We start from the raw sequence: 23,428 nt of genomic DNA on the forward strand, positions 1-23,428 counted from the left end.
TGTAATCAATATTATCTTAAATGAAAAAAATAAGTCTACTCCTGTTGGTTTTGCTCTTTTTTCAGCAAATGGGAAAGCCTAATTCTATTCAGGTTAAAAACAACGAGAAAGATACGATCAGTACCATTGATAAGGATAAATTAAGCAGTAAGGATTTTCTGCCTGGGAACAATCATTCCATTCAGGATTTAATCAATGGTAAATTTTCTGGTGTTAGGGTAATTTCCAACAGTGCTGATCCTGGTGCGTCTTTTAGCATCATATCAAGAGGTTATTCACGTCTTTATGAATTGGATCATCCATTGGTTTACGTTGATGGTATTCCCATGTATGTTGAACCTGAAGGGTTTGGGAATTTCTTGAATGTCATCGACCCTCAGAATGTGGAGAGTATTCAGTTTTTAAAAAATGGGAATGAGATTGTGCCCTATGGCTATAGTGCAGGTAATGGCGTGTTGTTGATTACCACCAAGCGTTCCAATAGCAAAAAGCCTATTTCCATTCGCTTTAGCAGCACCGCTTCCATTTTAAGCAATACCAATACTGTTGATGTTTTAAATGCTACTCAGTACAAAAAAGCTTTGTCAGAACACTTGCCAGCTAATTCCGATTACAAAAGCCAACTTGGCAATTCAAATACAAACTGGCAGGATGAAGTCCTTCAAAATGCTTTTGGACACCATCAGCACCTTAGCCTATCTGGTTTGTTGGGCAAAACCTCCTACAGAATAGCTGGTGGGCACAACAATCAGGAGGGGATTTTAAAGAATTCGGATTATAGCCGCTGGACTGCCAGTCTGCAGTTAAACCGAAAGCTATTGGATGATCAGCTTGCCTTAAGTTTGGGATATCAAATAGCAAAAATCGATCACGAATTCTGTAATCAAAAGGCTTATGAGGCTGCTGTTATTTTTGATCCTACGCAAGCATCTTCTTCCAGAGAGGATATCTACAGGAATGAATACAATACCATTTATAATCCGGTAAAAATGCTTCAGATGTCGGGTAATGGGGCAGACCAAAGAAATTGGAACCTGAATTTTAAAGCAGATTACAACTTGCCATTTGTAAAAGGGATGAAGGCATCTTTCCTGATTGGGAAAAACAAATCGGATGACAATTGGAATCGCTTTGCTATCAGTAATCATTATTCAAGTGGTAACCAATGGACCTCTGCTAATGGTGAATCATACGAAATGAATACCACCATTATCAAGGCTGGTATCGATTATCATACCCGAATTAATGATGTCCTGTCAGGATTAAATGTTGGCATAGGATATATTAAAGAGAAAGACAAACTTAGAACTGGAAAAGCATCTTATGAATCGATGGGTTCTGCTTCTGATGTGATCCAGAATCCAAACACAAACTCACACCAAAATTATTCTTACAATGTGGATAGAAAGATTAAATCATTGTATGGCTTGGTATCCTTGGAGTTGTGGGAACGACTTACACTTGGAGGAAATTACAGATTGGATGCAGGTGAGAAGTGGGATCAGAATGTCAAGTCGGCTTCCTTTGATGTGAACTATCAGGTTTTGAAAAAAGACAAGGGCTCTGTTTTAAATACTTTGGACCTAAGAATTGGCTATGCCATACTTGGTAAGACTGGAGATGAGATGATAAGAAAACAAGTGGGGCGTGAGTATACAACAAACTTTGGAATAGATCTTTCATTTTTAAACAACAGATTAAGCGCCAGCATAGAAGGGTATATCCTGAAGCATAAAAATGTATTTTTCGAAGAAAATTATCATTCAATGCTTGGCGATCAGGCAATAATTATGAATTCAGCTCAGATTGAAAACAAAGGATTTGAGTTAAGCTTACAAGCAACTCCTATTGCAAACGATAAAATAAATTGGAATCTGCAATGCAACATTGCCTGCAATAAAAACAAGTTGCTTCAGCTTGATGAGAATGGTGCACGGAATACGTATTACAATCAACAGGGGAGATTCTTTAAAGTTGGGGAAGAGCTATACTCCTTTTACTTGTATCCTCAGGTTTATGGTCCCAATGGAAAGCCACTTGAAAATTCGGGAGAACTCAGAATGTATAAATCTGCTGCTCCAAAAGTAATGTTTGGTTTCTCATCACAGTTCACTTATAAACAATGGGATGCTGCATTCACCCTAAGAGGGAATATCGGGAATTACACCTATGATGCGGTTGCAGCGCAAAGAGGCCATTATGGAAATGCTCCATTCAATATGCACAAAAGTGTGTTGGAAACTGATTTTACCAGGCAACATGCCAGCTCCGATTATTACCTGAATAATGCCTCTTTTGTGCGCATGGAGAACATTAGCATTGGCTATTCCATTCCGAAACTTTTTGGCAAGGATATCAAAACACGCATTTATGCTACAGCTAGAAATTTATTTACCATTACAGGCTACGATGGCTTAAATCCAGATACAGCATATGGAATAGATGCTCAAACATTAGCACAAGCAAGATCTGTGGCCCTGGGGTTTCAGTTGGATTTTTAGGCGAGGAACAATCATTCAAGGCAAAGTCATAAAAAAACCTCACCCGAAACGTTCGGGTGAGGTTTTTTTATAGCTGCTATTCTATTTGTTTTTCCGTGTTAGTGTTTGAAATATGTCATAGATGGAAATTCAATTATTCATTTAATGTGTTTCTTTCTTATTGCTGTTATTCATTGATTTATTATCCATTTTACCAGGATTTGAATCAATCAAATCAGAGATTAGTTTCAACAATGTTTTGGCAAACCACCTGATAAATTCATAGAGTAATTTTATTATCATTCTAGCAAAAATACTTCCTAAAAAGCCTGCTATTACTATTATTACTTTCTCAAAGGATTTATCTATTCCCAAGCTTGACCATAGGTCAAAAATTGACATCAAAATAACAATGCATATTACAGCAATTAAAACAATGTATATTATTTTTTGTCTTGAATTCATTTGTTTGAAATTCATTAAAAGCTAAAGTGCTGATTTCTTAACATCTTCCTGTTGCCGCACAAACCATTTAGATTGGTTCTATTTGGCAATGAAAAGTGATAGAATCTCGCACCAGAAGGGCTTAGGGGGTTACTTTTTTAACTTCTCAATCCAAATATTGGCTTCCTCAATTAAGACTTGTTCCGGATCAATCTCATCGCTTTCAAACCTATTGTGACCAGTTGTTTCATAATCGTACAAGACATCGTTCATGAAATAGTATCTCCCTGTAAATGTTTGTTCTGTTTTTGAGTAATTAAAGCTTCCAGTACTATCAACATATTCAAATTGTTTGAAAGTTTCGTGTATGTAAAACAACTTTTCATTTTCAAAGTAATAATCATATGTTGATATTCCATATGACAGTCCAAGCCATAATGAGATTTTATCTATTTGGCCTTTTAAGTAATAAGCTTTAAGCTCACCACCTCCATCAGTCATATTATCCAGAAACTCTTCATTTGTTAGGATTTTTTCTTCGTAGGCATTACTCAAGTCTATAAGATTTGCTTTTCTAATTCTAACATTATTTGAATCGATCTTTGCATCGTTTTGATAATTCTCTATGTAGGAATACCTTGGCAATGATGTGGTGTCCGAAAATTCACAAGTATTTTCTTTATTATTCCAAGTTTCTGCTTTATCAATACCTGAAAATCTTGTATCTATGGATATAAAGGCAGTAGCTAAAAGCACTAAAATCATTGATCCAATCAGTAAAAATGAATGTCTATTAATCATTGTTTGCTTGTAATATTGATGTCGGTTTATTCAATCTTTGCTGCCGAACGTAACGAAGTTCGATGAAATCAATCCTCTTGTGTGGTTGAATTTTGGCAATGGAACGCGATAGAATCGCTCACCAGCAGGAGGCTATTACTAGCCACCTTGTTACACCAGGGTTTTTAAATTGTTCCGTTCAGCCCATTCCGTCCAGGAACCGTCATATACTTTTAAGCTATTAACATATCCTATTTGACAAGCCAACATCACAATACAGGCAGAGATTCCCGAACCACAACTGAAAACCAACTCTTTTTCATCTTTGCATTTTTCTTCAAAAAGTTTATTTAGCTCACTTTTAGATTTATACTTTCCGTCTTGTAAAACATCTTGATATGGGATGTTAATTGAGTTTTTAATTTTACCGCTTTTTAAATGTTTTCTAGGTTCTTTTCCCGTTCCATTAAATCTACTTTCCGACCTTGCGTCTACTGTTGTAAACTTTTTATCGATTGTATTGTTTACCATCTGTTCGAAATCAACGATTAATGTTTTGTCAAATTTCACTTCGAAATCGCCAACTCCATAAGTTTTAATGTGCTCTTTTTCGGTTCTAAATCCATGTTTTATCCAATTCGGAAGGCCACCATTCAAAACGCATATTTTTTGGTGTCCCATCACATTAAATAACCACCAAACTCTTGGGCTCGAATAAACTCCATTATTGTCGAAAACGACAATTTCAGAATCATTATTAATTCCAAGTTTTCTGCATTCAGATTCAAACTCCTGTGGTCTTGGTATGGTATTCGGGAAAGGACAAGTTTTGTCAAGAAATACATTTTTCAAGTCAAACCGTCTAGCCAATGGAATTGTCTGTTCAAATTTCTCAAACTCTTTTCCGCTCGCATTGGTTTCAATACTTGCGTCAAGAATTATGAGTTTTGGATTGCTTAAGTTTTTATGAAGCCATTCAGCTGATACTATCTTTTTCAATTGTATTCAAATGTTGTGTGTTTGTAATTTATCTGTGTTTATCTATTAATTCTTTGGTTTGTTTTGCAAATTCATTATCTGAGTTAATCAACAAAGCCTTTTGATTGTATGTTTTGGCTTCTTGTAAGTTACCCAGATTATAATAAGTGCGTGCTAAATATGCATCAGCATTTATAGCTTGTGGATAATACTTTTTACACATTTTTAGAACTTTAATTTTTTCATTAAATGCCTTACGAATATTGAGTAGGTATGCAAGTAAGTAAAAATCAAATTCAGGAGGCTGTACTTCAAAACCTATCTTTCTTGATATTTTTTCATAATGGTCTATGAGTAAATTGGTCGCATCGACTGTCTGTTCTTCTGGAATTGTAAAATGCCAGTCTTGATAAATAAAAAATAAAGCATCGATTATTGACATAGGCAAAACGCTATGGTGGTTTGCATATGGCTTAATTGTGCTTTCAAAAGAAAACCCTTTTTGTTTGAGTTCTTTAAACTTATTTATAAGTATTCGGTTCTCAGTATTAAAATAATCATTCTCCCCTGCGGCAAAAAATAATTTACGTTTGGAGGTCGTAAGGTTATTTGCTATTTCCTTATTTCTCAATTTTTTAATAAAAAAATCTGAATTAGCTGGAGCAGAGCAAAAAAACGAATTAAATGGACTATCACTGTCTAATAAAGAATGTAAAACCAGTTCACCACTGACAGAATGCCCTACGATAGTTTTATAGTGACTTTCTCGATATTTTTTGGATATTATAGGGATAACTTCGGTGGTTATATATTTACGAAAATTGTCGATATTCTTTCGATTAGTATGCCCTACACCAACAATTATTGATTGTGGAATGGAATATAATTCGTGTAAATGCTCAGGTTGATAGGATTGACTCAAATAGTTTGCAAGAGCATAATACATTTGTGTTCTTGAAGTATTACCTAAAACTATCTGCAAAGGATAATTGTCATTCGCATCAAAATAATTTGGTGGCAGATAAACATCAATTATCCTTGTTTCATTAAGAACTTTGGAATAAATAGTGTCTTTTCTTACAAATAGTTTTGCATCTTGTCCATTACTCAATATAGGGAAAAATAATAGTGCTATTATTGATAACGATGTAATTCTAATTTTTGTGTCCATATTAAATTATTTAAATCGCATTTATTTTCTTCTATCGCTTATTACACATTTCATCTACTGTGGGCAGGTATTGTGCAATAACTGCTCGTCAATTTACAAAACAATAATCCCTTTACAAAGACTTCATATTGTTATTTAAACAAAAGAGACAAGACCCAATGGCCTTATCTCTCATATTTATTTTCATATCGTATACCTCCTTGCTATTACACGACTCCTCTCGTGTAGTAGAATTTTGGCTGCGGGAATTGTGCATCAGTAGGAGGGACAAAAAGGGGTAATTAAAATAATGTACTAGTTTTTTATACCATCTAATGAATAAATCAACTCTTTTAGGTTTTCAGAAGGTTTTGGTGCCCTCGCATCAATTAAAAAACCATTCGGGTCAATTAAAATATATAAAGGAACTCCTGATGATTTTATATAATCATCCTTAAAACTTGAACTCCATCCATTTTCTATTCTAAATTGATCATGTTTAAGTCCATACTTTGTTAATGCCCTTTTCCATGCAGTTTCGTTAGAAAGACAAGCTGTTATAATTTTAAGATCTCTATTTTCAAACTCATTTCTCAACTTTTCTAAATATGGAAATTCTCTAATGCAAGGGGTACAAGTTGTTGACCATACATCAATCAATAAATATTTACCTTTAAAATCATTCAAATATGCTTTACTTCCATCCAAATCGATAAGTTCAAACTCTGGTGCTTTGGTGCCTTTCAATAAGTGTTTAAGAGTTTGATATTCATTCTCTATTTTACTTATATATAAATCATTTTTGCAAATGTTTTTAAAACGCTTAAGTAAGGTGTCATTAATTGCTAACCTATTCGTTTGAATTCGGATAACTTCTTTTGATACTTCATTTTTGACCCTTTCGTTGTAAAATGTTTCCTCAATAACATCAAGCATCTTTGAGGTTATTTGTAGCTTATCTAATGTTTCTAAATTTCTAGTTCTCATAAAAACATATGAGCTTAGAAAGTATTTATACTCATCAAGTTGTAATAAAGTAGGTTCATTAAAACTAACAGATTCAAGATATTTATAAAAATCTGCTGGAATGTCCAGGCTTTTATAGTCATTTAAATCACTGTACATCCAATACTTAATTCTTAACTTTTCAAAGGAAATGAAATCAGGATTTAAATTAGGGTAAGAAGTTTGAAGTTCAACAAGAGGTTTTAGCCAAACCTTTATCCAGCTATCAACTGACTTCAAGAAATCATAAGGCTTTTGACTATAGTATTTTTTCGAATTTGCAGTATCTGCAACAGTATGTAAGTATTCTTTCCAGTTGGTATAATAATTGTTTATCAGTGCACTTTGACCGCCATTAAAAATATATTTATCCGTAGTCCCATTTATATGCAAGCTATCATTTGGGAGAAAAAAGAGCTTTCTGTTTAACTCTTTTGAGTAAACATATTGATATGTCTTTAGAGGTATGTTGAAGTGGAAATATCCATCAGAATTAACTGCAGTTTTAACCAGTGAATCTTTAAAACCAAAACTAATGTCTTTAGACGCTAGTTTGGGTAGTTGTCCTTCTATTGTAGAATAATTTTCGTTAGGGTTAAAGGAACAAGATACGAGAATGAAAATTAAGGCTAAGTGAAAAAATTGTTTTGCTTTCATATTCAGTTTTTGTTTTCAGCAAAAGAAGTTACTAACCTTTATATCACAAGGGATTCAAGCTAAATTATGCCTGAAGTGTATGTTTTTTTGAGCTAAAGCATACATGATTTTAAATTATTTCTGAGTATGGTGAAACCACTTTCTGAATGTAGGGGTGTTTTTTCGACTTATAATTATTGATTCAGGAATTAAAGATTCACATTCAGTAATGATTGATAAGCGATTATTTGGCTCTTTATTTATTTCTTTTATGCAGCTTTTTCTTACAATATATTGTCGGTTTGCTTTAAAGAAATCTAAGGAATTGACTTCGTCAATTATCTTTTCTAGGGATAAGTCCAAAATATGTTTATCCTTATTTTCAGTTATAGCAAATACAGTTTTGTTTTCAGTATAAAAGCAAAGTATTTCATCTTCCAAGATTACTTTCTGACGATTTCCTATTCGTGATATAAATTCTTTTCGAATATTATTATTTGCCCAATGAATATAGAAGTAATAGATTACATATATCAACTGAATAATTATAGCTAAAAGAAAACAAATGATAATATCAAAATCCCAATAACCATGTAAACGGTGTCTGCTCAAAATAAACTTGTCTATGGGATAAATCATAAATTGAATGACGGTGAAAACAAAAAGTACAACAAAAGTTCCTCCAATAATCTGATATAGTAATCTTTTTATTAATGCATCATTCCAGTGTATTTTCTTGTCAAGATATTGTAAAAACAACAAAAATCCCTCCCAAGTTATCATGACTTGAAGAATGAGTGTCAATAAGTAATATCCATGAATCAGGTCGGCTTTTATACCCGAATATGTGAGGTAGAAAATTGCAAGAGATGTAAATGCTATACCTCCTATTTTTATCAATAACCAATTTTGCCTATTCTTCATCATTTGTATTTTAATTTGATCTATCGTAAAGTTAAAAAATAGCGTGCAGTTTGCGAGGGACAAAAAACAACTCTTTTACATACTTTGGTAGTGAGGAGCTTAGTGGGGGTAAATGTGCTGTTTGCGTGGTGACTGTTCAACTTTTGCGATAAAGTTTCAATTAGAATCTTCACTATCGCACAAATCATTTAGCATGGTTTGTTTTGACAATGGAACATGATAGAATTGCGTACCAACATCATTTGTGCCCCATTTCTTTATTTAATTAACTCATTTAATCCTATTACGATTAATGTGGCAAAAACTCCTAACACCACAAAATATCCTAATGCCTTTAAATTTAATTTAAGAATCTTATGGCATTTCCATAAAATTGAAAACAAGATAGCCAATACAATGCCTGAAATTAGATAATTATTTACGCCTAATTTTAGAGCAATCCTTGTTTCATCTTGCAATAACACAATACCGCCAAAAACAATTGAATAAAAGCGTGAAAACACTGCTACAAACACAAATGAATAAGCGATGATTGATTTTGTTTTCCAAACAACAAAGGAAAATAGCAATGCCTGAATAATAGTAAATAATGGGCCTCCTATTGCAGACCACAAAGCATGGGAAGCATCCTTAAAATTGCCATTACTGGTTGTGGAATTGTTTAAACTTAAGGTCATATCATTACCTAATATTTCTCCAAAAGTCCAGTGTCCGAACTCATGAAAAAAGAATGTAAAAAAAGCGATTGGCAAAAATAAAATGATGATTTTCCAATCAATCTGGCTCTCTTTTAAATCTTTGCTTATTTTTAGGGGAACAATGGCATTCATTTTATGGATCTATTTGGTTTTGCTTTTTTCAAAAGGATACAAACTCTGCTACCGAATGAGTTCTCTCATTTGGTTTTATTTTGGCAATGGAACGAGATTGAATCGCGCACCAGCAGGGGTTAATTTAATCTACCACAACAGCGTTTATATTTCTTGCCACTGGAGCAAGGGCAAGGTTCATTACGACCAATTTTTTTACCGTATTTAATATGTAATCCTTTGTTATCGCCATCAAACATATCTTTAATTTCTTCTTCGAGAAATTCATCATATTTCCATTTTTTATCATTAAAAACAAAACCATTTACGAATTTTCTGCTGTCCTTTGTGGAACCAATTCCAATCCAGTAATCGGCTTTACTTTTATACTTTCTTGCCCTACTATACTTAAGAAGCATTCTCATAAATTCCTCCGAGTTATTATCTCCCCATGAAATATATGACAAGCCAAAAGATGATCTTTCAGGACCAGCCATCAAAGAGAAATTGTGCCATGCATTATCTATTTGTGTTTTAGCTTTGGTTTCTTTAATTAGCCTGACTAGATTATCTCGAGATTGTTCGGACCAATCAAGTAAATGAAAAATCACATCCGTTACTTTAGGAGATGTTAAATTTCCAATTTGATTACACAAGGTTTCAAAATCTTCGTTTTTCCATCGGTTTCTTATTTTATCATTCCTTGATGATGTTTTAATACCTAATTTGAAAGGATAATAATTCCTATCAATTAATTGCCCAATGCTGGGATCTATTTGCTTATAATCAACTTTATCATCTTTCCATAACTTATGAATTAAATGATACCCTAAAAAATGAATTTCTTCATTAGCATTAAAGTAATCCATTAAATCTATTCGTTGTCGGACATAGTAAAGGAAATCATAAGGGTTATCTAAATAAAATAGTACAAGTTCTAAGTCAAAAATTGTTATGAATAAAGGATGAGGAGAGTTTTCTTCTTTTTCCAGGAATATTGACGTTTGATGTGTTAGAGTTGGGTAATTTTCAGTTGTAACACCTAAAATATATACTTCCTCAATATCCTCTGAAAGTTTTATTTTATCTCCATCAGAATTGTAAAAAGTTGCAGAGTTTTCAAGGATTCTTTCTCTACAAATAATTCCCTGATTATATGCATCTTGAACAGCCCCTTTAAAATCCTTTTTAAGTTGTTCAAAGCTACCTTTTCTTGATAGCTGAGTAAGTTTTTTAGATTTTACTTGTACACACAATGCCTTACTTCCAAGCACACACAAAACATCTATATCTGAATCGTCATGTCCTTTTTTTGATTCAATTCTAACTGATTGAAATACTCTATTGCTACCAAATACTTTTTTTAAAAGTTCATAAGTTATTTCTTCACCTACTTTTCCACGGTGGTCGGATAATCTGCCGAGATACTCTTTATCTTCAAGCATCCAATAGTAAGGACTCTCATAAATAGCCTCATGCAAACAAAAACTAGATGGGACAAAATATTTATTGTTTTCAAGTTCAATTATTGGCTTAGCAGTGAATAGATTAAAATCTCCGATATTTTTAAAATGCTTGTTTACACCATTTGCATTCGCTTGAATTGAGAAGTTATTTAAAAAGCTTGTGATATTTAGACTTGAATCAAATTCATTAGGTGAAATACACAATAAATTTAATAGTCCATTATAAAATGAATCCCATCCACTTTCAGATATCTGCTCTGGCAAAAATCCATTCTTAATATGATTATCTGTGTTAAATAACTCATAAAATTGATAGAACTCCATCATTGATAAAAATTCTTCAGTCTTAACCTTTCTTGCTTCTTTAGGTAAAGATTTATCCTTTTTAAGTTCTTTTAATAGCTTTGATTTATTCTCTTTTAAACCAAGAAAGTTTACTTTACCTATTTTATCTTGGTGTAATTCCTTAATACTTGATACAATTGTACAGACCTCTTCAAACTTGAAACTTTTTTTTTCTCTTAGCCAGGTTTCATCGTATTTGTATTTTTTTTCTAAATATTCTAGATATTGAAAATCATATATGCCATCCCCAGCATAAAAAATTGGTTCAATAAAAGAATTTTCTCCTCCCCAAAAATCTTTTTTAGAAGTCTTTTCTACTGAATCTTGATTCTCAAAAATATGCTTAAACTTCTCAATCATTGGTTTATTTGTTGAATGATGGAGTTCTTCCATTAATGAATAAGTTCTGTTTTTTAAGTCTATGAGATCAAGAGGTGATTTTGGTTGAACTAGCAAAATATTTTCTTGTATTAACAGTCCTAATATAAGTGACACTTCATTCTTGTTTAATCTTTCCCAATAGTTTACCTCATGCAATTTTTCAATTTCAAAATGAAAATCATCCATTATTATTAAGCATAGAGTATAAATATATCCTTCAGAGCGAACTAATTTCTTTAAATCTTTTATTATTTCTTTTGAATCACGAATTACCATTTCATTACTAATTGAGAAGGTTAATTTTGGGTAATTTACAAGGATATGGAAGTGTTTTTGTTTAATCCATGAGCGCTTGTATAGTCCTTTTAAGTATATTTCCGCTCATTAATTTACAAAACAATAATCCCTTTACAAAGACTTTTATATTGTTATTTATACCAGATGAGGAAGTTGGATGAATACCAATCGCGAATGTATTGGCTTCTGCAATAGGTTGGGGTAGTGCCTGGAGTAGGTTCAGCAACCTGCTATAGGTGCTTGGGTAAGTGTCTTGAGTAGGTCTATCAACCTGCTTTAGGTGGTTGGGTAAGCGTGTCTAGTAGGTCTACCAACCTACTTTAGGTGGTTGGGTAGGTGTCTCGAGTAGGTTCACCAACCTACTTTACCTGGTTAGGTAAGTGTGTCGAGTAGGTCTATCAACCTACTTTACCTGGTTGGGTAACCAGGTAGATACTGTTAATCAGTATTTCTGTATGGTAATAAAAATGGGTGGTTTGATTATAATTGTCTGTTAATAAGAAATGAGGCCAACACAAAGCCCCATTTTCTTTATTCTTCTGTTTCCGTATCGGAACTGCTGCCGTTCTTCTTACCTGGGAAGTACTGCTTTAGTTCATCGTATACTGGAATGGCAAATTCCTCTTGCTCGTTAGCCAAATAGCGTGCCGAACGGTAAAAAGCCATTGCATCCTGATAGTTGTCGTAATCCAAAAGAATTTTGGTGTCTTCCAACTTTCTTTTGATTCCATCAAGACGCAAAAGAGTATCCTCAATAAATTTTCTGGCGTCATAATCGCGCTGAAATTCTTCCTTCTCTACAAAGGCTGGAATCAATTGCGGATTCTGTTCCATTAGAGTTTTACACTTGTCAACCAACAATTTATTGGTTTCATGTATAGATCCATACTGTTGTCTATCTTCAGCATTAAGGTTAGGTGCATTCTTAGCAGCAAAATCTTCAATTGCACTAAGATTGGTTTCCAATGCTGTTTGTTCTTCGGTATTGTATACTACCTGAATAACATCATTTGTTTTCATGCTATTTCAATTTAATTGTTTCTAAAGATTAATGTAGGAGCGTCAATCTTTACTATTAAAATCAATAATTTTCGAATACATGAGCTAGTGGGAGGTACTCATTGTGTTGGTACTCGATTTGCACGTTGGACACTTAAAGTTAAATAAATAATTGATGTTTAATAATCAATAATTGGATTTAGATGCAGTCTAAATAATGAATTAATATTGAAAATTAGTGCATTGTGGGAGGTGTTGTGCGTAAATAGGGGAGTTAAGACGAAAAGTCACTAAAGTTGCTATTGTAGCGGTAGTGTATTTTATGTTGTAATCAACTTTCTCTTCTCCCCAAAAACTTATAATACTGAATCAATAGCAATGAAATGCCACTGCAGGTTGCAAAACCTGCGAAAAGAGGCAGTGTTGTTGTATCAATAAATCGGCCAATAAAGGTAGCAATGGGTACTGCCATTACCGTTCCGATAAAACCAAACAGGGCGGCTCCAATACCGGCAATGTGCCCCATGGGTTGCATGGCCAATGCGTTGATGTTTCCGAATATGAAGCCAATACAAAAAAGCATGCCCACAAAAAATAATAGGAGAATGCCAATATCAGGATTGGGTTTGCCGAAAAACAAGAGTACGTAGCTTGAGGAAATGCAGAAAAGGAGAGTGGTAAAGCTTTGGGCCAGCTTTAGCATGCCAAATCGAATTACAAAGCTTCCGTTTAAAAAGGTAGATAGGCCAATTACAACGGCAATTCCTGAGAAGATAAAGGGAAACTCTTCTACCAATCCGTATTGCTCCTGGAATATCTGCTGGCTGGAACTCAAATACACCATAAAGGCCGATAGGATTAATCCAGACATGAAGGTGAAAATTACGGATTGTTTGTGTTTGGTAAACTCCTTAATTCCATTGGAGAAAAGCGATAGGGTCAGCTTCCTTCGGTTTTCAACTTTGAGGGTTTCTTGCTGGCGTTGCCACAACCACAGAATTACAAACAGGCCAAATAGCAACTGGCTCGAAAAAATGGATTCCCAGCCAAAGGTGTCGAGCATTAGTTTGCCAAAGGAAGGAGCCACAATGGGCGCCAGAATAAAGATTACCGTAACAAAGGACATGATTTTGGCCATATAATCCCCCACAAATCGGTCGCGTACCATGGCGGTAGCAACGGTTCGGGGTGCTGATAGGCCAATTCCCTGTAGAAAACGTCCTGCAATCATCATCTCCATGCTCGAAGCGTAAATGCAAAGCATGCTCGAAAATGCAAAGAGCGAAAAGCCAATGTAGATGGTGTTTTTTCGACCAATACTATCCGATAAGGGACCTGAAAGCAATTGGCCGAAACCCATTCCTAAAAATATCATCGTAATCAGCAACTGATTGTTCTTTGGATCGCTTATGCCGATGGTTTTGGCAATTTCGGGCAATCCGGGAAGCAAGGCATCTATCGAAAGGGATGCCAGGGACATCAAAGAGGCCATGATGATGATAAATTCGGTATCTGATTTTCTTTTGATTTGCATGCTATGGTTATGAAATAATAGGTGCTACAATTGATCTTTGGGTTGAATCAACAATAGAAAATTGGGATACGAAGATATAAATTTATGCCAAACATTCGGCTTTGCATTATTCTTATACAAAAGAGGAAGGCAAGTCATATCTGCAGATTATGAATTGATAAAAGCCATTTGTACCTTCCCTTCAAATGGCTTTTGTTGCTATTTATTACCGATTGTTTAATGGCTATAGCGGTATAATACCAAACACGAATTGTAAATGGTATTATTTGCATTTTAATATGATTTATTTCTTGGGTTTAGTTTTTTCATTAAAAAAATCAATGGCAATTTGATTTACAAGTTTGCCTGATTTGCCAAATACATAATGTCCCGTATTGGGAAGAATACACAGCTGAGCATTTTCTATATCTCGGTAAATCTCGAGGGTGTGTTCTTTTTTAATTGAATCTTTGTCTCCCAGCATAATCATTGTAGGGACTTTTATCGATTGAACCTTTGTTTGTGGAATATAGATTTCTGTCAGCCACATCTTCTTCGTATTCTCCAGATATTCATCGATTTTTTCGGGTTGCGGTAGCAGAGGCAAGTGTGTCTTCATCCACCAACCATCCTTGTCTTTTGCCCAGTTTATCAATCCATTATTGGTCCAGTCCAACATATCTTTACTTAATCCGTTGGTTCCGGTATTTACGCCAATGGCCAATAGTTTTTTTACTTTATCAGAGCGATCAGCAGCAAGATATAAACCAATGATTCCACCATCGCTCCATCCCAGAATATAAAGGCTGTCGAGCTGCAGATGATCAATAAATTGTGAGATGTAATCGGCCATAAGTGGATAACTCAAAGAATCAAGATGACTTGAGCGCCCATGTCCCGGACTGTCAATCGCAATCACTTTAAAGTGCTCGGCCAATGTGGGAATACATTCCTGAAAGTTAATGATAGAACCTACGCCTCCATGCAAAAGAAGCAAGGGTGTTCCTTCTCCATAGGTTTCGTAATAAATTTGAGCTTCGTTTATGCTTGCGTGTTTTCCATTTGTGAGATTTGAACCATACTTTTCAGTTGGTGAATTTTGGGCATGGATTTCAGACGAAATGAAAAGAATTAGAATGATAATGAAATGGTTTTTCATGGTGGAAGTCTTAGTTTTTGGTTTTATACTGAATATTATAGTTAATCAAATCAATCGTAAATAAAATGAATGATGCTATTATTCATTACCTAAACTTTGATTTGCTCAAGCCGCATGGCTCATCCTTTTTATTCATCAAATGATTTCTTAAAAAGGAATTCATGAGCTCCCTTCGGTCGGTTCCATTGATGAAAAAGGATGCAAAAAATCTAGGGCGTGTAAGCTTAAACTATTTATACTTGAAAACTTTAAGTGCGGCGGGGTGATCTTCGAACAAGTTCTTAGCTTCCCCGTCTTACTAAAAATTTTTCTGCGTCTAATTAGCTTAACCTTCCAATGCCCACTTTGGTCAGTCGAACAAGGTAAAGAATTACCCACTATAAATCATACAAAGCCTAATTTGTACTTGTATCATTTTCTACAAAAATATGATTCCCTGATTCATGAGTATAGGTAATCTTCCAGGCACCATTCATTTTCTTAAAAAGGAGTGTGATGCTAAATGGATCAACTTTAATTTGATCATCATTTTTGAGATTTACCTGAGCTTTTCCTCCCAAAGTCACCAATACAGTTTCAGCATCAAGTATCTTGATGATCGTTTCCGAATTATCAATGATCTGATTTTTTGATGCTTCATAGTTGTTTTTGCATGATTCGAAGAATCCTGTGTAATCAGATTTGGTACCATTGCTTATGGAAATGAAATCAGGCTGATTGGAATAGTATTCCATTACCTTTTCGTGATTTACCTCGGAGGCATCTTCAATAATTTGTTTGAGGAGTACCTGTATTTCCGATCTGATGGTTTCTCTATTCTGATTGCTTAGCGAATCGTTTTTAGAAGTATTGCAGGCATAGCCAAATAAAAGGCCTGCAATAAGGGTAGTCAGAATTAATTTTTTCATGTTATCTGGTTTTATTGGTCATCAACTTCTTTCAAAAAATCATCTATTGCCTGCAGGTAAGGCTTAGGGTTGTCGTGCATGGTAATGTGGGCTGCATTTCCAATTATTGTAGATTTGGCACCCGGAGTCAAGCTTTGGAAGTGTTTTAGAGTTGAAGGAAGCACTTCGTCAGATTCTCCGCTAATGTAAAGGCTTGGGATGCTTATGTTTTGAAGTTGATTTGAGCGATCGTAATTCTTCAGTGTTCCACTTGCTGTAAACTCACTAGGTCCCCACATGTATTGGTAAATATTCATATTTGCCCCTTCAATTGTGCTGTCCATATTCGAATCCCAGGGTAATTTTTTTGCTACAAACTTTCGGTAAAACATACCAATTGCCTCCTGATATTCCTTGGAGTCATAATTGCCGCTTTCTTCGCTGGCTTTGATTGCCATTTGTACTGAATCGGGTAGGGTTTGGATCAATTCATTGCAATCTTCCAGCCATTGGGGGATGCTTAATGCCGGACTTGCCAGAATCATTGCTTTTACTTGATCAGGATGTTTGAGGTAATACTCCATGCCCAGGATTCCTCCCCAGGAATGCCCATACAGGTAGAATTTTTTCAATCCCAGTTCATTCACAAACTGATGGACTTGCGTTACGAAAGTTTCGATATTCATGAGTGTTGTATCCGTGTGATGATCGGATCTACCACAGCCCAATTGATCCAGAAAAATGATGGGTCTATTTTTGCTTAATTCTGCCAATGGGTTCAAGTAATAGGATGGATAACCGGGGCCACCATGCAACAATACCAGTGGTGTTTCTGTTCCACTTCCTGCAATTTTATACCATACTTTTCCCCCAGTTACATCAATATATCCCTCACCGGAAGAGAGTTTTGCTTTCGGCTGACATCCTGTAATAAGAACTGAAGCCAGTCCAAATAAAAACAATCTAAAAGTCCATTTCTTTTTCATATCGCCATTGTTTTATTGATTGTTACTGATTTTTTCAGGATGGAAACATTTTGCTTACTCTTGTTCCATCTCTTTTTCTGCTTGAAGGCTTGGTAAGGGAAGTTCGCTAACCGGAGCATCCCAGATCACCTGCCACTTTCCTTCTATTTTTTCCCACAAAACCATATAATTGCCTTTGTCACTCATCTGTGGGATGGGAGAATTCTCATTGGGTGTAAATTCCAAGCTATACTTTCCAAGTTCAACAGCCAGTTTGCCACTGGTTTTCACTTCAACTGTTTTTAGTTTAAAATCCCAGGTTCCAAATTGCATGAATTCGCTCCATGCTTCTTTGTATTCCTCAGCCCCCATTATGGGTTTTTGATTTGGAATCATTTGTATGGAGTTTTTTGTGAAAAAGCTGGCAAGGGAATCTACCATTCCTTTTTTGTAGAAGCCAGAAATCCTGACATTCTTTTCGTTGATCAATTTCTTGAGTGCCTCCTTGTCTACACTTTCCTTTTGTATGGAGGTATTGCATCCCAAGACTGAAAGGATGATAATTAAAACAGGTAGAAATCGTATCATCATTACATAGGTTTTAAGTTTTCAAACTAATTCTACAGGAATTTCAAAACGGATTCAGTCTCACATAGTAACCGGCATTACAATTGGAGATAATGCAGATTATTAATTGGTATGAGCCATTTGTTCGTATTATTCCAAATGCCTAACCAATTATAAATCGGCATTTCAATTTAATATTTCACAGATTTGCTTAAGACTTATTCTGAAATTTAAATGGTATAACAAGTTCGCGCAAGTAGGGGAGGCTTAAGAACCGTAAGTTTAAATTATTTTATAGTATCCGTTTCCATAGAGACGTTATCAGAAAAATAGAATTTGATTTTCAGTTTACCATCTTCTTTTACCATATATGCACTCTCGAACCACTCATATTTGTGATGTACTTTGGTAGTATCAAATTGCATGATAAAATTTCCGGTGTTGAATAAACTGATATGGGCAGAATTGATATCCGATGAGATTTTAAGATCACTCATTTTCCAGTCATTTTCGATAATGGGGAATGAGGCAACAAATTCCAGGAACTCATCTTTATTCATCTCTCTTTGCGCTTCATAGATTATAAAATCTTTAGTGATGTAATCATCTAATAATTCAGGGGTGTTGTTTTCTTTTTCAAAGGCTTCAAAAAAGCCTTCAATGGTTTTCTTTACTTCCGATTCTGAGATTTTTTCTGGTTGAGGTGTACAACTCGCCGCAATTACAATTAGTATAAGCATTAGTTTTTTCATGGTTGATTTTCTTTGGTGATATACTAATTTAGTGAATTTTTGGTTGATATAAAACTCTTAAAATCTATATGTTAATAAAAATACGTGTATCATAATGATATATGAAGATTGATGTATTTTGAATCATTACCCCGTGTAGATTCCTGTTTTCAAGATTCTAATTTACACTGGCAAAAGATGGGTGGTGTTGTAATTCAGCTTATTACTTACGTTGTTTTTCGTTTTGATCTGTTTTCTTGAACCAATTTTTAGGATTAAAGTAGGATTTGTATTTCTTAAAGAGCTCTTTACCCACCAATATTCCACCAGACCAAAACAGTACTTCCCCAATAATCAGCGATACGGTGGAAAGGGTAATCTTGGTTTTGGCCTCCAATTCCATAAAGGGAAATACAGGTATAATCAGAAAGAATGGGATGCATAGAATGATTAGAAAAATCCCTAATTTGATTTGCCAGTTCTTCTTTTTCATGCTGTTTGTATTAGGTCAAGTGCTTAAATCAGTTATAAAAATTGCGAATTAAGACTTGAAATAGCTGTATTGATTAGACAATGATGAATTTTATTATATTTTCAAGTTGAGTTTTTCCCTTACAAGGGAAAATCCCGACAGGGAAAAGGGTGAAATAAGAAGAATATAATTAAAAATACACCCTTCTGGCTGTCGCCATCTTCCCTAAAAGGGAAGAATTCCTAAATCTATTTAATAGTTAGCAAACTTTCGATTGCTTTTTGAAAGTATATTTTTAACCCTTGATTCACGTTTAAATAATCCATATTAAACTTTCTCCAACACTAAAGCAATTCCCTGTCCAACGCCAATACACATGGTGCAAAGGGCATACTTAGCATCGGAGTGAATCAATTGGTAATATGCTGATGTGGTGATGCGGGCTCCGCTCATTCCCAATGGATGACCTAGGGCAATGGCACCTCCCAAAGGATTGATGCGTGGGTCATCATCTGCCAGTCCCAATTCACGGGTGCAGCCAAGCGATTGTGCTGCAAAGGCCTCGTTCAATTCAATGATATCCATATCATCAAGATGGAGTCCGGTTAGTTGTAGCACTTTTCGAGTAGCTGTCACCGGTCCCATACCCATAATTCTTGGCAGAACACCAGCAGTAGCCATGCCCAATATCTTTACCTTAGGAGTGAGATGGTATTTTTTTACCGCCTGTTCGGAAGCCAGTAGCATGGCAGCGGCTCCATCGTTTACTCCCGAAGCATTTCCTGCAGTAATGCATCCGTTGGGTCCGGAAATTGATTTCAGACTTGCCAGTTTTTCCAATGTGGAAAGCCGTGGATGTTCGTCGGTAGAGAAGAGGATGGGATCAGCTTTTCGCTGTGGGATTTCCACGGGGACAATCTCGTGAGCCAAACTTCCATTTTCCTGAGCGTTGCGTGCTTTTTCCTGGCTCCATCGTGCAAACTTGTCTTGATCTTCGCGAGAGATTGAAAAATCGTCGGCAATGTTTTGTGCCGTTTGAATCATTCCTTCGGTACCATACATCTGGTCTAGTTTTTTATTCACAAATCGCCAGCCGATGGTGGTATCTTCCAGTTTGTGGGTACGACCAAACGCTGTCTCTGCTTTTCCCATTACAAATGGCGCTCTCGACATGCTTTCCACACCTCCGGCAATCATCAAATCTGCTTCTCCTGCTTTTATGGCCCTGGCTGCACTTCCAATGGCATCCATTCCCGATCCGCACAGGCGGTTGATGGTAGCAGCAGGAACCGTTTCAGGAAAACCAGCCAAAAGGGTAGCCATTCTTGCTACATTTCGGTTGTCTTCTCCTGACTGATTGGCACAGCCCATTAATATGTCATCAATGGCTGCCCAATCCATTTCCGGATTTCGATTCATCAAGGCTTTTAGAGGAATGGCTGCTAAATCATCCGTTCGAACGGAAGCCAGTGTCCCTGCATATTTTCCTACAGGAGTTCTTATGGCATCGCAGATATATACAGTTGTTGTCATATGGTTTCTTTAAGAGCTTAGTGAACGTGAGTTCGATCTAGGCTTAAATTAGTGTTTGTAATAGAATTAACTTTATCATCAAGATTTCTGAAGTGCCAGGGAAATGTAGTTTTCATTTTGATACTTATCACTTTATCCTTACTACTTTATCCTTTTTACTTCATACTTACTTGGCAAACTGATGAATTTCAGCTTTGTATTTCTTAAATCCATTGTATAGGGATTGAGACAGACGATCTACTTCTATCTGTGTGATGGTGGTGGCAAACATGCAAGCGAAGGTGTTGATCAGAATCAGGTTTTCGTGAAGGAAAAGATAGTCGAGAAGGTCTACAATTACTTTTCTTTCATCTGGAGCCTGGTAGGTTTCACGATAATTGCGTGGTGGTTTGTAGCGGAAATGTAAACGGAACATTGATCCCGCTCCTGTGATCGCGACAGGAACATCGGCCAACTGAATGACTTCCTGGATTTGCTTTTTAGCGATAGCTGCCATTTTATTGATGTCATCCACTGCCTGTCTATCGTACAATTGCATGGCTGTTTTTCCTGCAATCATGGTAACCGGATTGGCCGAAAATGTGCCTGAATGGGGCTGTTTAATTACTTTTTTCGTAGGATCGAATACCGACATGATTTTTGCGCTACCAGCAATGGCGCCAACAGGAAATCCACCACCTATGATTTTTCCAAGGGCAGTCAAATCTGGCTTTATAGGATACAGATTCTGAGCTCCACTATAGGTTACACGATAGGTTACCACTTCGTCGAATACCAGAAGCACCTTGTTTTTTCTTGTCCAATTGTATATTTCCAGCAAATATTTTTCCTCAATTGGGTACATCCCAACCCGGTGAGAAATCGGGTCAATTAATACGCAAGCCAGTTCATTTTTGTTGGCTTCCAATAAATTGATGGTACGCTCAATATCGTTGTAAGGGAATACAATCACATCCTTTTTTACACTTTCGGGGGTGCCATAAGTTACCGGAACCGAATTGGGTTTGTCGATGTCCCCCCAATTGTGAGGTTCTGCAATCTGACTAATTTCTGCAAAATCGTAGGTGCCGTGGTAGGCTCCTTCAGCCTTTGCAATTTTAGGTCTACCTGTATAAGCCCGGGCTGCTTTTATCATAGACATTACTGCCTCGGTGCCTGAGTTCACAAATCGAATTTTTTCAAACTCTTTGTTTCTTTCCACCAACAACTCACCAAACTCTACTTCCACCTCACTTCCCAATGTATATGCAGTCCCGTTTTGCATTTGTTCCGTAACGGCATCTACAATCACAGGATGGGAGTGCCCATGAATCAAAGAAGCCATATTGTTGGCGAAATCTATTCGGGTATTGCCATCGATATCGGTTACATAGCTGCCTTTGGCCTGAGCAACATAAAAAGGATGGGGACGGCGGAAAATGGTATTTCTACTTACTCCACCGGTTATCACTTTTTTTGCTCTTTTGTAGAGTTTTAGGCTTGATTTATAATTTACATTATCAGCATTTTCCATGATGATTTCAGAGTTTAGTATATTGAAATAGTTTGGCTTCGGTATGTTGCTGTAAATATTCAAAATCAACATTGGGGCCTAGTTTTCTTACAAAAAGGCCTTCTTTTTTTACATCGATTATGGCCAGGTTTGTATAAATGCTTTCCACAACCCCTTTGCCGGTAAGCGGATAGCTACATTGATTTAGGATTTTAGGTTTGCCATCTTTGGTATTGTGCTTTGTAATTACCAGTATCCTTTTTACACCTGCCACCAAATCCATTGCTCCCCCTACTGCAGGTATGGCATTGGCTGCACCCGTTGACCAGTTGGCCAAATCGCCATTTTTAGAGATTTGCATGGCACCCAATACGCATACATCAATGTGACCACCTCTAATCATGGTAAAACTATCGGCATGATGAAAGAAGCAAGCTCCGGGTATGGTAGTTACAGGTTTTTTACCAGCATTTATCAATTCAGGGTCTTCTTGTCCGGCCATTGGTACAGCGCCCATTCCCAGCAATCCATTTTCAGTCTGATAGATCAGTTCACGACCTTCGGGAACAAAGTCGGCAACCATTTCGGGCATGCCAATTCCGAGGTTCACATAGGAGCCATCGGGAATGTCCACCGCTACATTTTGAGCCATTTCCTTTTTGCTCCAGCCGATATTTATATGCTTTTCTACCATGGGTATGTAAGTTTTTGTGCCACCAAATCAGATTCATGGGCAGGATTGGAAACTTCGATAATATGATTCACAAAAATTCCTGGTGTTACCACGATTTCGGGATCTATGACACCTGCCTCCACTACCTTTTTCGCCTGAACAATGCTTGTTGTGGCGGCTGTACACATGATGGGTCCAAAATTTCGTGCGGTAGCATGATAGGTTAAATTGCCATAACGATCGGCCAGTTCGCATTTTACCAGAGAGAAATCGGCTTTAATGCCTCTTTCCAATACATATTCTATCCCGTCAAATACTCTGCATTCCTTTCCTTTTGCCAAAGGAGTATTTACCGAGGCAGGAGTGTAGAATGCTGGAATGCCTGCACCGCCGGCTCTTATTCTTTCTGCTAAGGTACCTTGCGGTACGAGCTCCAATTCTATTTCACCGGCATTGTAGAGTTCAGGAAATACAGTTGAGTTGGCAGTTCTGGGAAAAGAACAGATCATCTTTTTAACTCTTCGTTGTTCGATTAAGGCTGCCAGTCCTACATTTCCACTTCCGGTATTGTTACTCACCACAGTAAGGTCTTTAGCCCCTTGATCGATCAAGGCATGAATCAATTCAATGGGGCTGCCAGCTTCACCAAAGCCACTAATCATTATGGTGGCACCATCGTGAATGTCTTGTACGGCTTCGGCTAATGATTTTACTGTTTTGTTAATCATAGAACAGAAATGGT

Annotated in this window: 21 protein-coding genes; 1 reads left to right on the top strand and 20 read right to left on the bottom strand. The window is 36.2% G+C overall.

The window, feature by feature from the left end:
* Positions 1–20: 20 nt before the first annotated feature.
* A complete protein-coding gene (locus tag M0051_RS06435; protein WP_306740710.1) occupies positions 21–2,501 on the top strand; it encodes a TonB-dependent receptor plug domain-containing protein in 2,481 nt (826 codons plus the stop codon).
* Between the two features lie 141 nt (positions 2,502–2,642).
* Here the strand turns inward: M0051_RS06435 and M0051_RS06440 are convergent, their stop codons facing one another.
* The 20 genes from M0051_RS06440 to M0051_RS06535 form a co-directional block, all read right to left on the bottom strand.
* Positions 2,643–2,945 (bottom strand): hypothetical protein, encoded by a 303-nt coding sequence (locus M0051_RS06440; RefSeq protein ID WP_306740711.1) that lies wholly within the window; start codon positions 2,943–2,945, stop codon positions 2,643–2,645.
* A gap of 129 nt (positions 2,946–3,074) precedes the next feature.
* Positions 3,075–3,725: a hypothetical protein gene (locus M0051_RS06445; protein ID WP_306740712.1), complete on the bottom strand. Its 651-nt coding sequence runs from the start codon at positions 3,723–3,725 to the stop codon at positions 3,075–3,077.
* A 150-nt stretch (positions 3,726–3,875) separates the two neighbouring features.
* Positions 3,876–4,703 (bottom strand): sulfurtransferase, encoded by an 828-nt coding sequence (locus tag M0051_RS06450; RefSeq protein ID WP_306740713.1) that lies wholly within the window; start codon positions 4,701–4,703, stop codon positions 3,876–3,878.
* 28 nt (positions 4,704–4,731) lie between these two features.
* Positions 4,732–5,853, bottom strand: a complete 1,122-nt coding sequence (locus M0051_RS06455; RefSeq protein WP_306740714.1) for an alpha/beta hydrolase-fold protein — start codon at positions 5,851–5,853, stop codon at positions 4,732–4,734.
* Positions 5,854–6,147: 294 nt separating this feature from the next.
* The gene (locus M0051_RS06460; RefSeq protein WP_306740715.1) at positions 6,148–7,494 is read right to left on the bottom strand and encodes a TlpA disulfide reductase family protein; all 1,347 of its coding nucleotides are present in this window, start codon (positions 7,492–7,494) and stop codon (positions 6,148–6,150) included.
* A 114-nt stretch (positions 7,495–7,608) separates the two neighbouring features.
* Positions 7,609–8,397, bottom strand: a complete 789-nt coding sequence (locus M0051_RS06465) for a LytTR family DNA-binding domain-containing protein (RefSeq protein WP_306740716.1) — start codon at positions 8,395–8,397, stop codon at positions 7,609–7,611.
* A 257-nt stretch (positions 8,398–8,654) separates the two neighbouring features.
* Positions 8,655–9,227 (bottom strand): hypothetical protein, encoded by a 573-nt coding sequence (locus tag M0051_RS06470; protein ID WP_306740717.1) that lies wholly within the window; start codon positions 9,225–9,227, stop codon positions 8,655–8,657.
* A 119-nt stretch (positions 9,228–9,346) separates the two neighbouring features.
* Positions 9,347–11,674 carry an SEC-C metal-binding domain-containing protein gene (locus M0051_RS06475; RefSeq protein WP_306740718.1) on the bottom strand — a complete coding sequence of 776 codons (2,328 nt, stop codon included), beginning with the start codon at positions 11,672–11,674 and terminating at the stop codon, positions 9,347–9,349.
* Positions 11,675–12,226: 552 nt separating this feature from the next.
* On the bottom strand, positions 12,227–12,715 hold the full coding sequence (locus M0051_RS06480; protein ID WP_306740719.1) for a hypothetical protein: 489 nt from the start codon (positions 12,713–12,715) through the stop codon (positions 12,227–12,229).
* 310 nt (positions 12,716–13,025) lie between these two features.
* Positions 13,026–14,228 (bottom strand): multidrug effflux MFS transporter, encoded by a 1,203-nt coding sequence (locus tag M0051_RS06485; RefSeq protein ID WP_306740720.1) that lies wholly within the window; start codon positions 14,226–14,228, stop codon positions 13,026–13,028.
* A gap of 283 nt (positions 14,229–14,511) precedes the next feature.
* The gene (locus tag M0051_RS06490) at positions 14,512–15,366 is read right to left on the bottom strand and encodes an alpha/beta fold hydrolase (protein WP_306740721.1); all 855 of its coding nucleotides are present in this window, start codon (positions 15,364–15,366) and stop codon (positions 14,512–14,514) included.
* Positions 15,367–15,761: 395 nt separating this feature from the next.
* Positions 15,762–16,274, bottom strand: a complete 513-nt coding sequence (locus tag M0051_RS06495) for a nuclear transport factor 2 family protein (protein ID WP_306740722.1) — start codon at positions 16,272–16,274, stop codon at positions 15,762–15,764.
* Positions 16,275–16,285: 11 nt separating this feature from the next.
* Positions 16,286–17,239, bottom strand: a complete 954-nt coding sequence (locus M0051_RS06500) for a proline iminopeptidase-family hydrolase (RefSeq protein ID WP_306740723.1) — start codon at positions 17,237–17,239, stop codon at positions 16,286–16,288.
* A 54-nt stretch (positions 17,240–17,293) separates the two neighbouring features.
* Positions 17,294–17,806, bottom strand: a complete 513-nt coding sequence (locus M0051_RS06505; protein ID WP_306740724.1) for a nuclear transport factor 2 family protein — start codon at positions 17,804–17,806, stop codon at positions 17,294–17,296.
* Positions 17,807–18,072: 266 nt separating this feature from the next.
* Positions 18,073–18,537 (bottom strand): hypothetical protein, encoded by a 465-nt coding sequence (locus tag M0051_RS06510; protein ID WP_306740725.1) that lies wholly within the window; start codon positions 18,535–18,537, stop codon positions 18,073–18,075.
* 202 nt (positions 18,538–18,739) lie between these two features.
* The gene (locus M0051_RS06515) at positions 18,740–19,009 is read right to left on the bottom strand and encodes a transporter suffix domain-containing protein (RefSeq protein ID WP_306740726.1); all 270 of its coding nucleotides are present in this window, start codon (positions 19,007–19,009) and stop codon (positions 18,740–18,742) included.
* 306 nt (positions 19,010–19,315) lie between these two features.
* A complete protein-coding gene (gene pcaF, locus M0051_RS06520; RefSeq protein WP_306740727.1) occupies positions 19,316–20,521 on the bottom strand; it encodes a 3-oxoadipyl-CoA thiolase in 1,206 nt (401 codons plus the stop codon).
* 166 nt (positions 20,522–20,687) lie between these two features.
* A complete protein-coding gene (locus M0051_RS06525; protein ID WP_306740728.1) occupies positions 20,688–22,034 on the bottom strand; it encodes an aspartate aminotransferase family protein in 1,347 nt (448 codons plus the stop codon).
* Between the two features lie 7 nt (positions 22,035–22,041).
* On the bottom strand, positions 22,042–22,707 hold the full coding sequence (locus M0051_RS06530; RefSeq protein ID WP_306740729.1) for a 3-oxoacid CoA-transferase subunit B: 666 nt from the start codon (positions 22,705–22,707) through the stop codon (positions 22,042–22,044).
* Positions 22,701–23,414 carry a 3-oxoacid CoA-transferase subunit A gene (locus M0051_RS06535; RefSeq protein WP_306740730.1) on the bottom strand — a complete coding sequence of 238 codons (714 nt, stop codon included), beginning with the start codon at positions 23,412–23,414 and terminating at the stop codon, positions 22,701–22,703. The genes M0051_RS06530 and M0051_RS06535 overlap by 7 nt, the downstream gene beginning before the upstream one ends.
* Between the last annotated feature and the right edge of the window lie 14 nt (positions 23,415–23,428).

The organism is Marinifilum sp. D714, assembly GCF_030851345.1.
In the GTDB taxonomy this organism is placed as follows: domain Bacteria; phylum Bacteroidota; class Bacteroidia; order Bacteroidales; family Marinifilaceae; genus Marinifilum.

Bases quoted from the DNA above. Each gene is read 5' to 3' on its own strand.
- M0051_RS06470 (WP_306740717.1), bottom strand. From the start codon at position 9,227: ATGAATGCCATTGTTCCCCTAAAAATAAGCAAAGATTTAAAAGAGAGC.
- M0051_RS06530 (WP_306740729.1), bottom strand. From the start codon at position 22,707: ATGGTAGAAAAGCATATAAATATCGGCTGGAGCAAAAAGGAAATGGCT.
- M0051_RS06465 (WP_306740716.1), bottom strand. From the start codon at position 8,397: ATGAAGAATAGGCAAAATTGGTTATTGATAAAAATAGGAGGTATAGCA.
- M0051_RS06500 (WP_306740723.1), bottom strand. From the start codon at position 17,239: ATGAAAAAGAAATGGACTTTTAGATTGTTTTTATTTGGACTGGCTTCA.
- pcaF (WP_306740727.1), bottom strand. From the start codon at position 20,521: ATGACAACAACTGTATATATCTGCGATGCCATAAGAACTCCTGTAGGA.
- M0051_RS06435 (WP_306740710.1), top strand. From the start codon at position 21: ATGAAAAAAATAAGTCTACTCCTGTTGGTTTTGCTCTTTTTTCAGCAA.
- M0051_RS06535 (WP_306740730.1), bottom strand. From the start codon at position 23,414: ATGATTAACAAAACAGTAAAATCATTAGCCGAAGCCGTACAAGACATT.
- M0051_RS06485 (WP_306740720.1), bottom strand. From the start codon at position 14,228: ATGCAAATCAAAAGAAAATCAGATACCGAATTTATCATCATCATGGCC.
- M0051_RS06440 (WP_306740711.1), bottom strand. From the start codon at position 2,945: ATGAATTCAAGACAAAAAATAATATACATTGTTTTAATTGCTGTAATA.
- M0051_RS06525 (WP_306740728.1), bottom strand. From the start codon at position 22,034: ATGGAAAATGCTGATAATGTAAATTATAAATCAAGCCTAAAACTCTAC.
- M0051_RS06455 (WP_306740714.1), bottom strand. From the start codon at position 5,853: ATGGACACAAAAATTAGAATTACATCGTTATCAATAATAGCACTATTA.
- M0051_RS06475 (WP_306740718.1), bottom strand. From the start codon at position 11,674: ATGGTAATTCGTGATTCAAAAGAAATAATAAAAGATTTAAAGAAATTA.
- M0051_RS06460 (WP_306740715.1), bottom strand. From the start codon at position 7,494: ATGAAAGCAAAACAATTTTTTCACTTAGCCTTAATTTTCATTCTCGTA.
- M0051_RS06505 (WP_306740724.1), bottom strand. From the start codon at position 17,806: ATGATACGATTTCTACCTGTTTTAATTATCATCCTTTCAGTCTTGGGA.
- M0051_RS06515 (WP_306740726.1), bottom strand. From the start codon at position 19,009: ATGAAAAAGAAGAACTGGCAAATCAAATTAGGGATTTTTCTAATCATT.
- M0051_RS06495 (WP_306740722.1), bottom strand. From the start codon at position 16,274: ATGAAAAAATTAATTCTGACTACCCTTATTGCAGGCCTTTTATTTGGC.
- M0051_RS06480 (WP_306740719.1), bottom strand. From the start codon at position 12,715: ATGAAAACAAATGATGTTATTCAGGTAGTATACAATACCGAAGAACAA.
- M0051_RS06510 (WP_306740725.1), bottom strand. From the start codon at position 18,537: ATGAAAAAACTAATGCTTATACTAATTGTAATTGCGGCGAGTTGTACA.
- M0051_RS06490 (WP_306740721.1), bottom strand. From the start codon at position 15,366: ATGAAAAACCATTTCATTATCATTCTAATTCTTTTCATTTCGTCTGAA.
- M0051_RS06445 (WP_306740712.1), bottom strand. From the start codon at position 3,725: ATGATTAATAGACATTCATTTTTACTGATTGGATCAATGATTTTAGTG.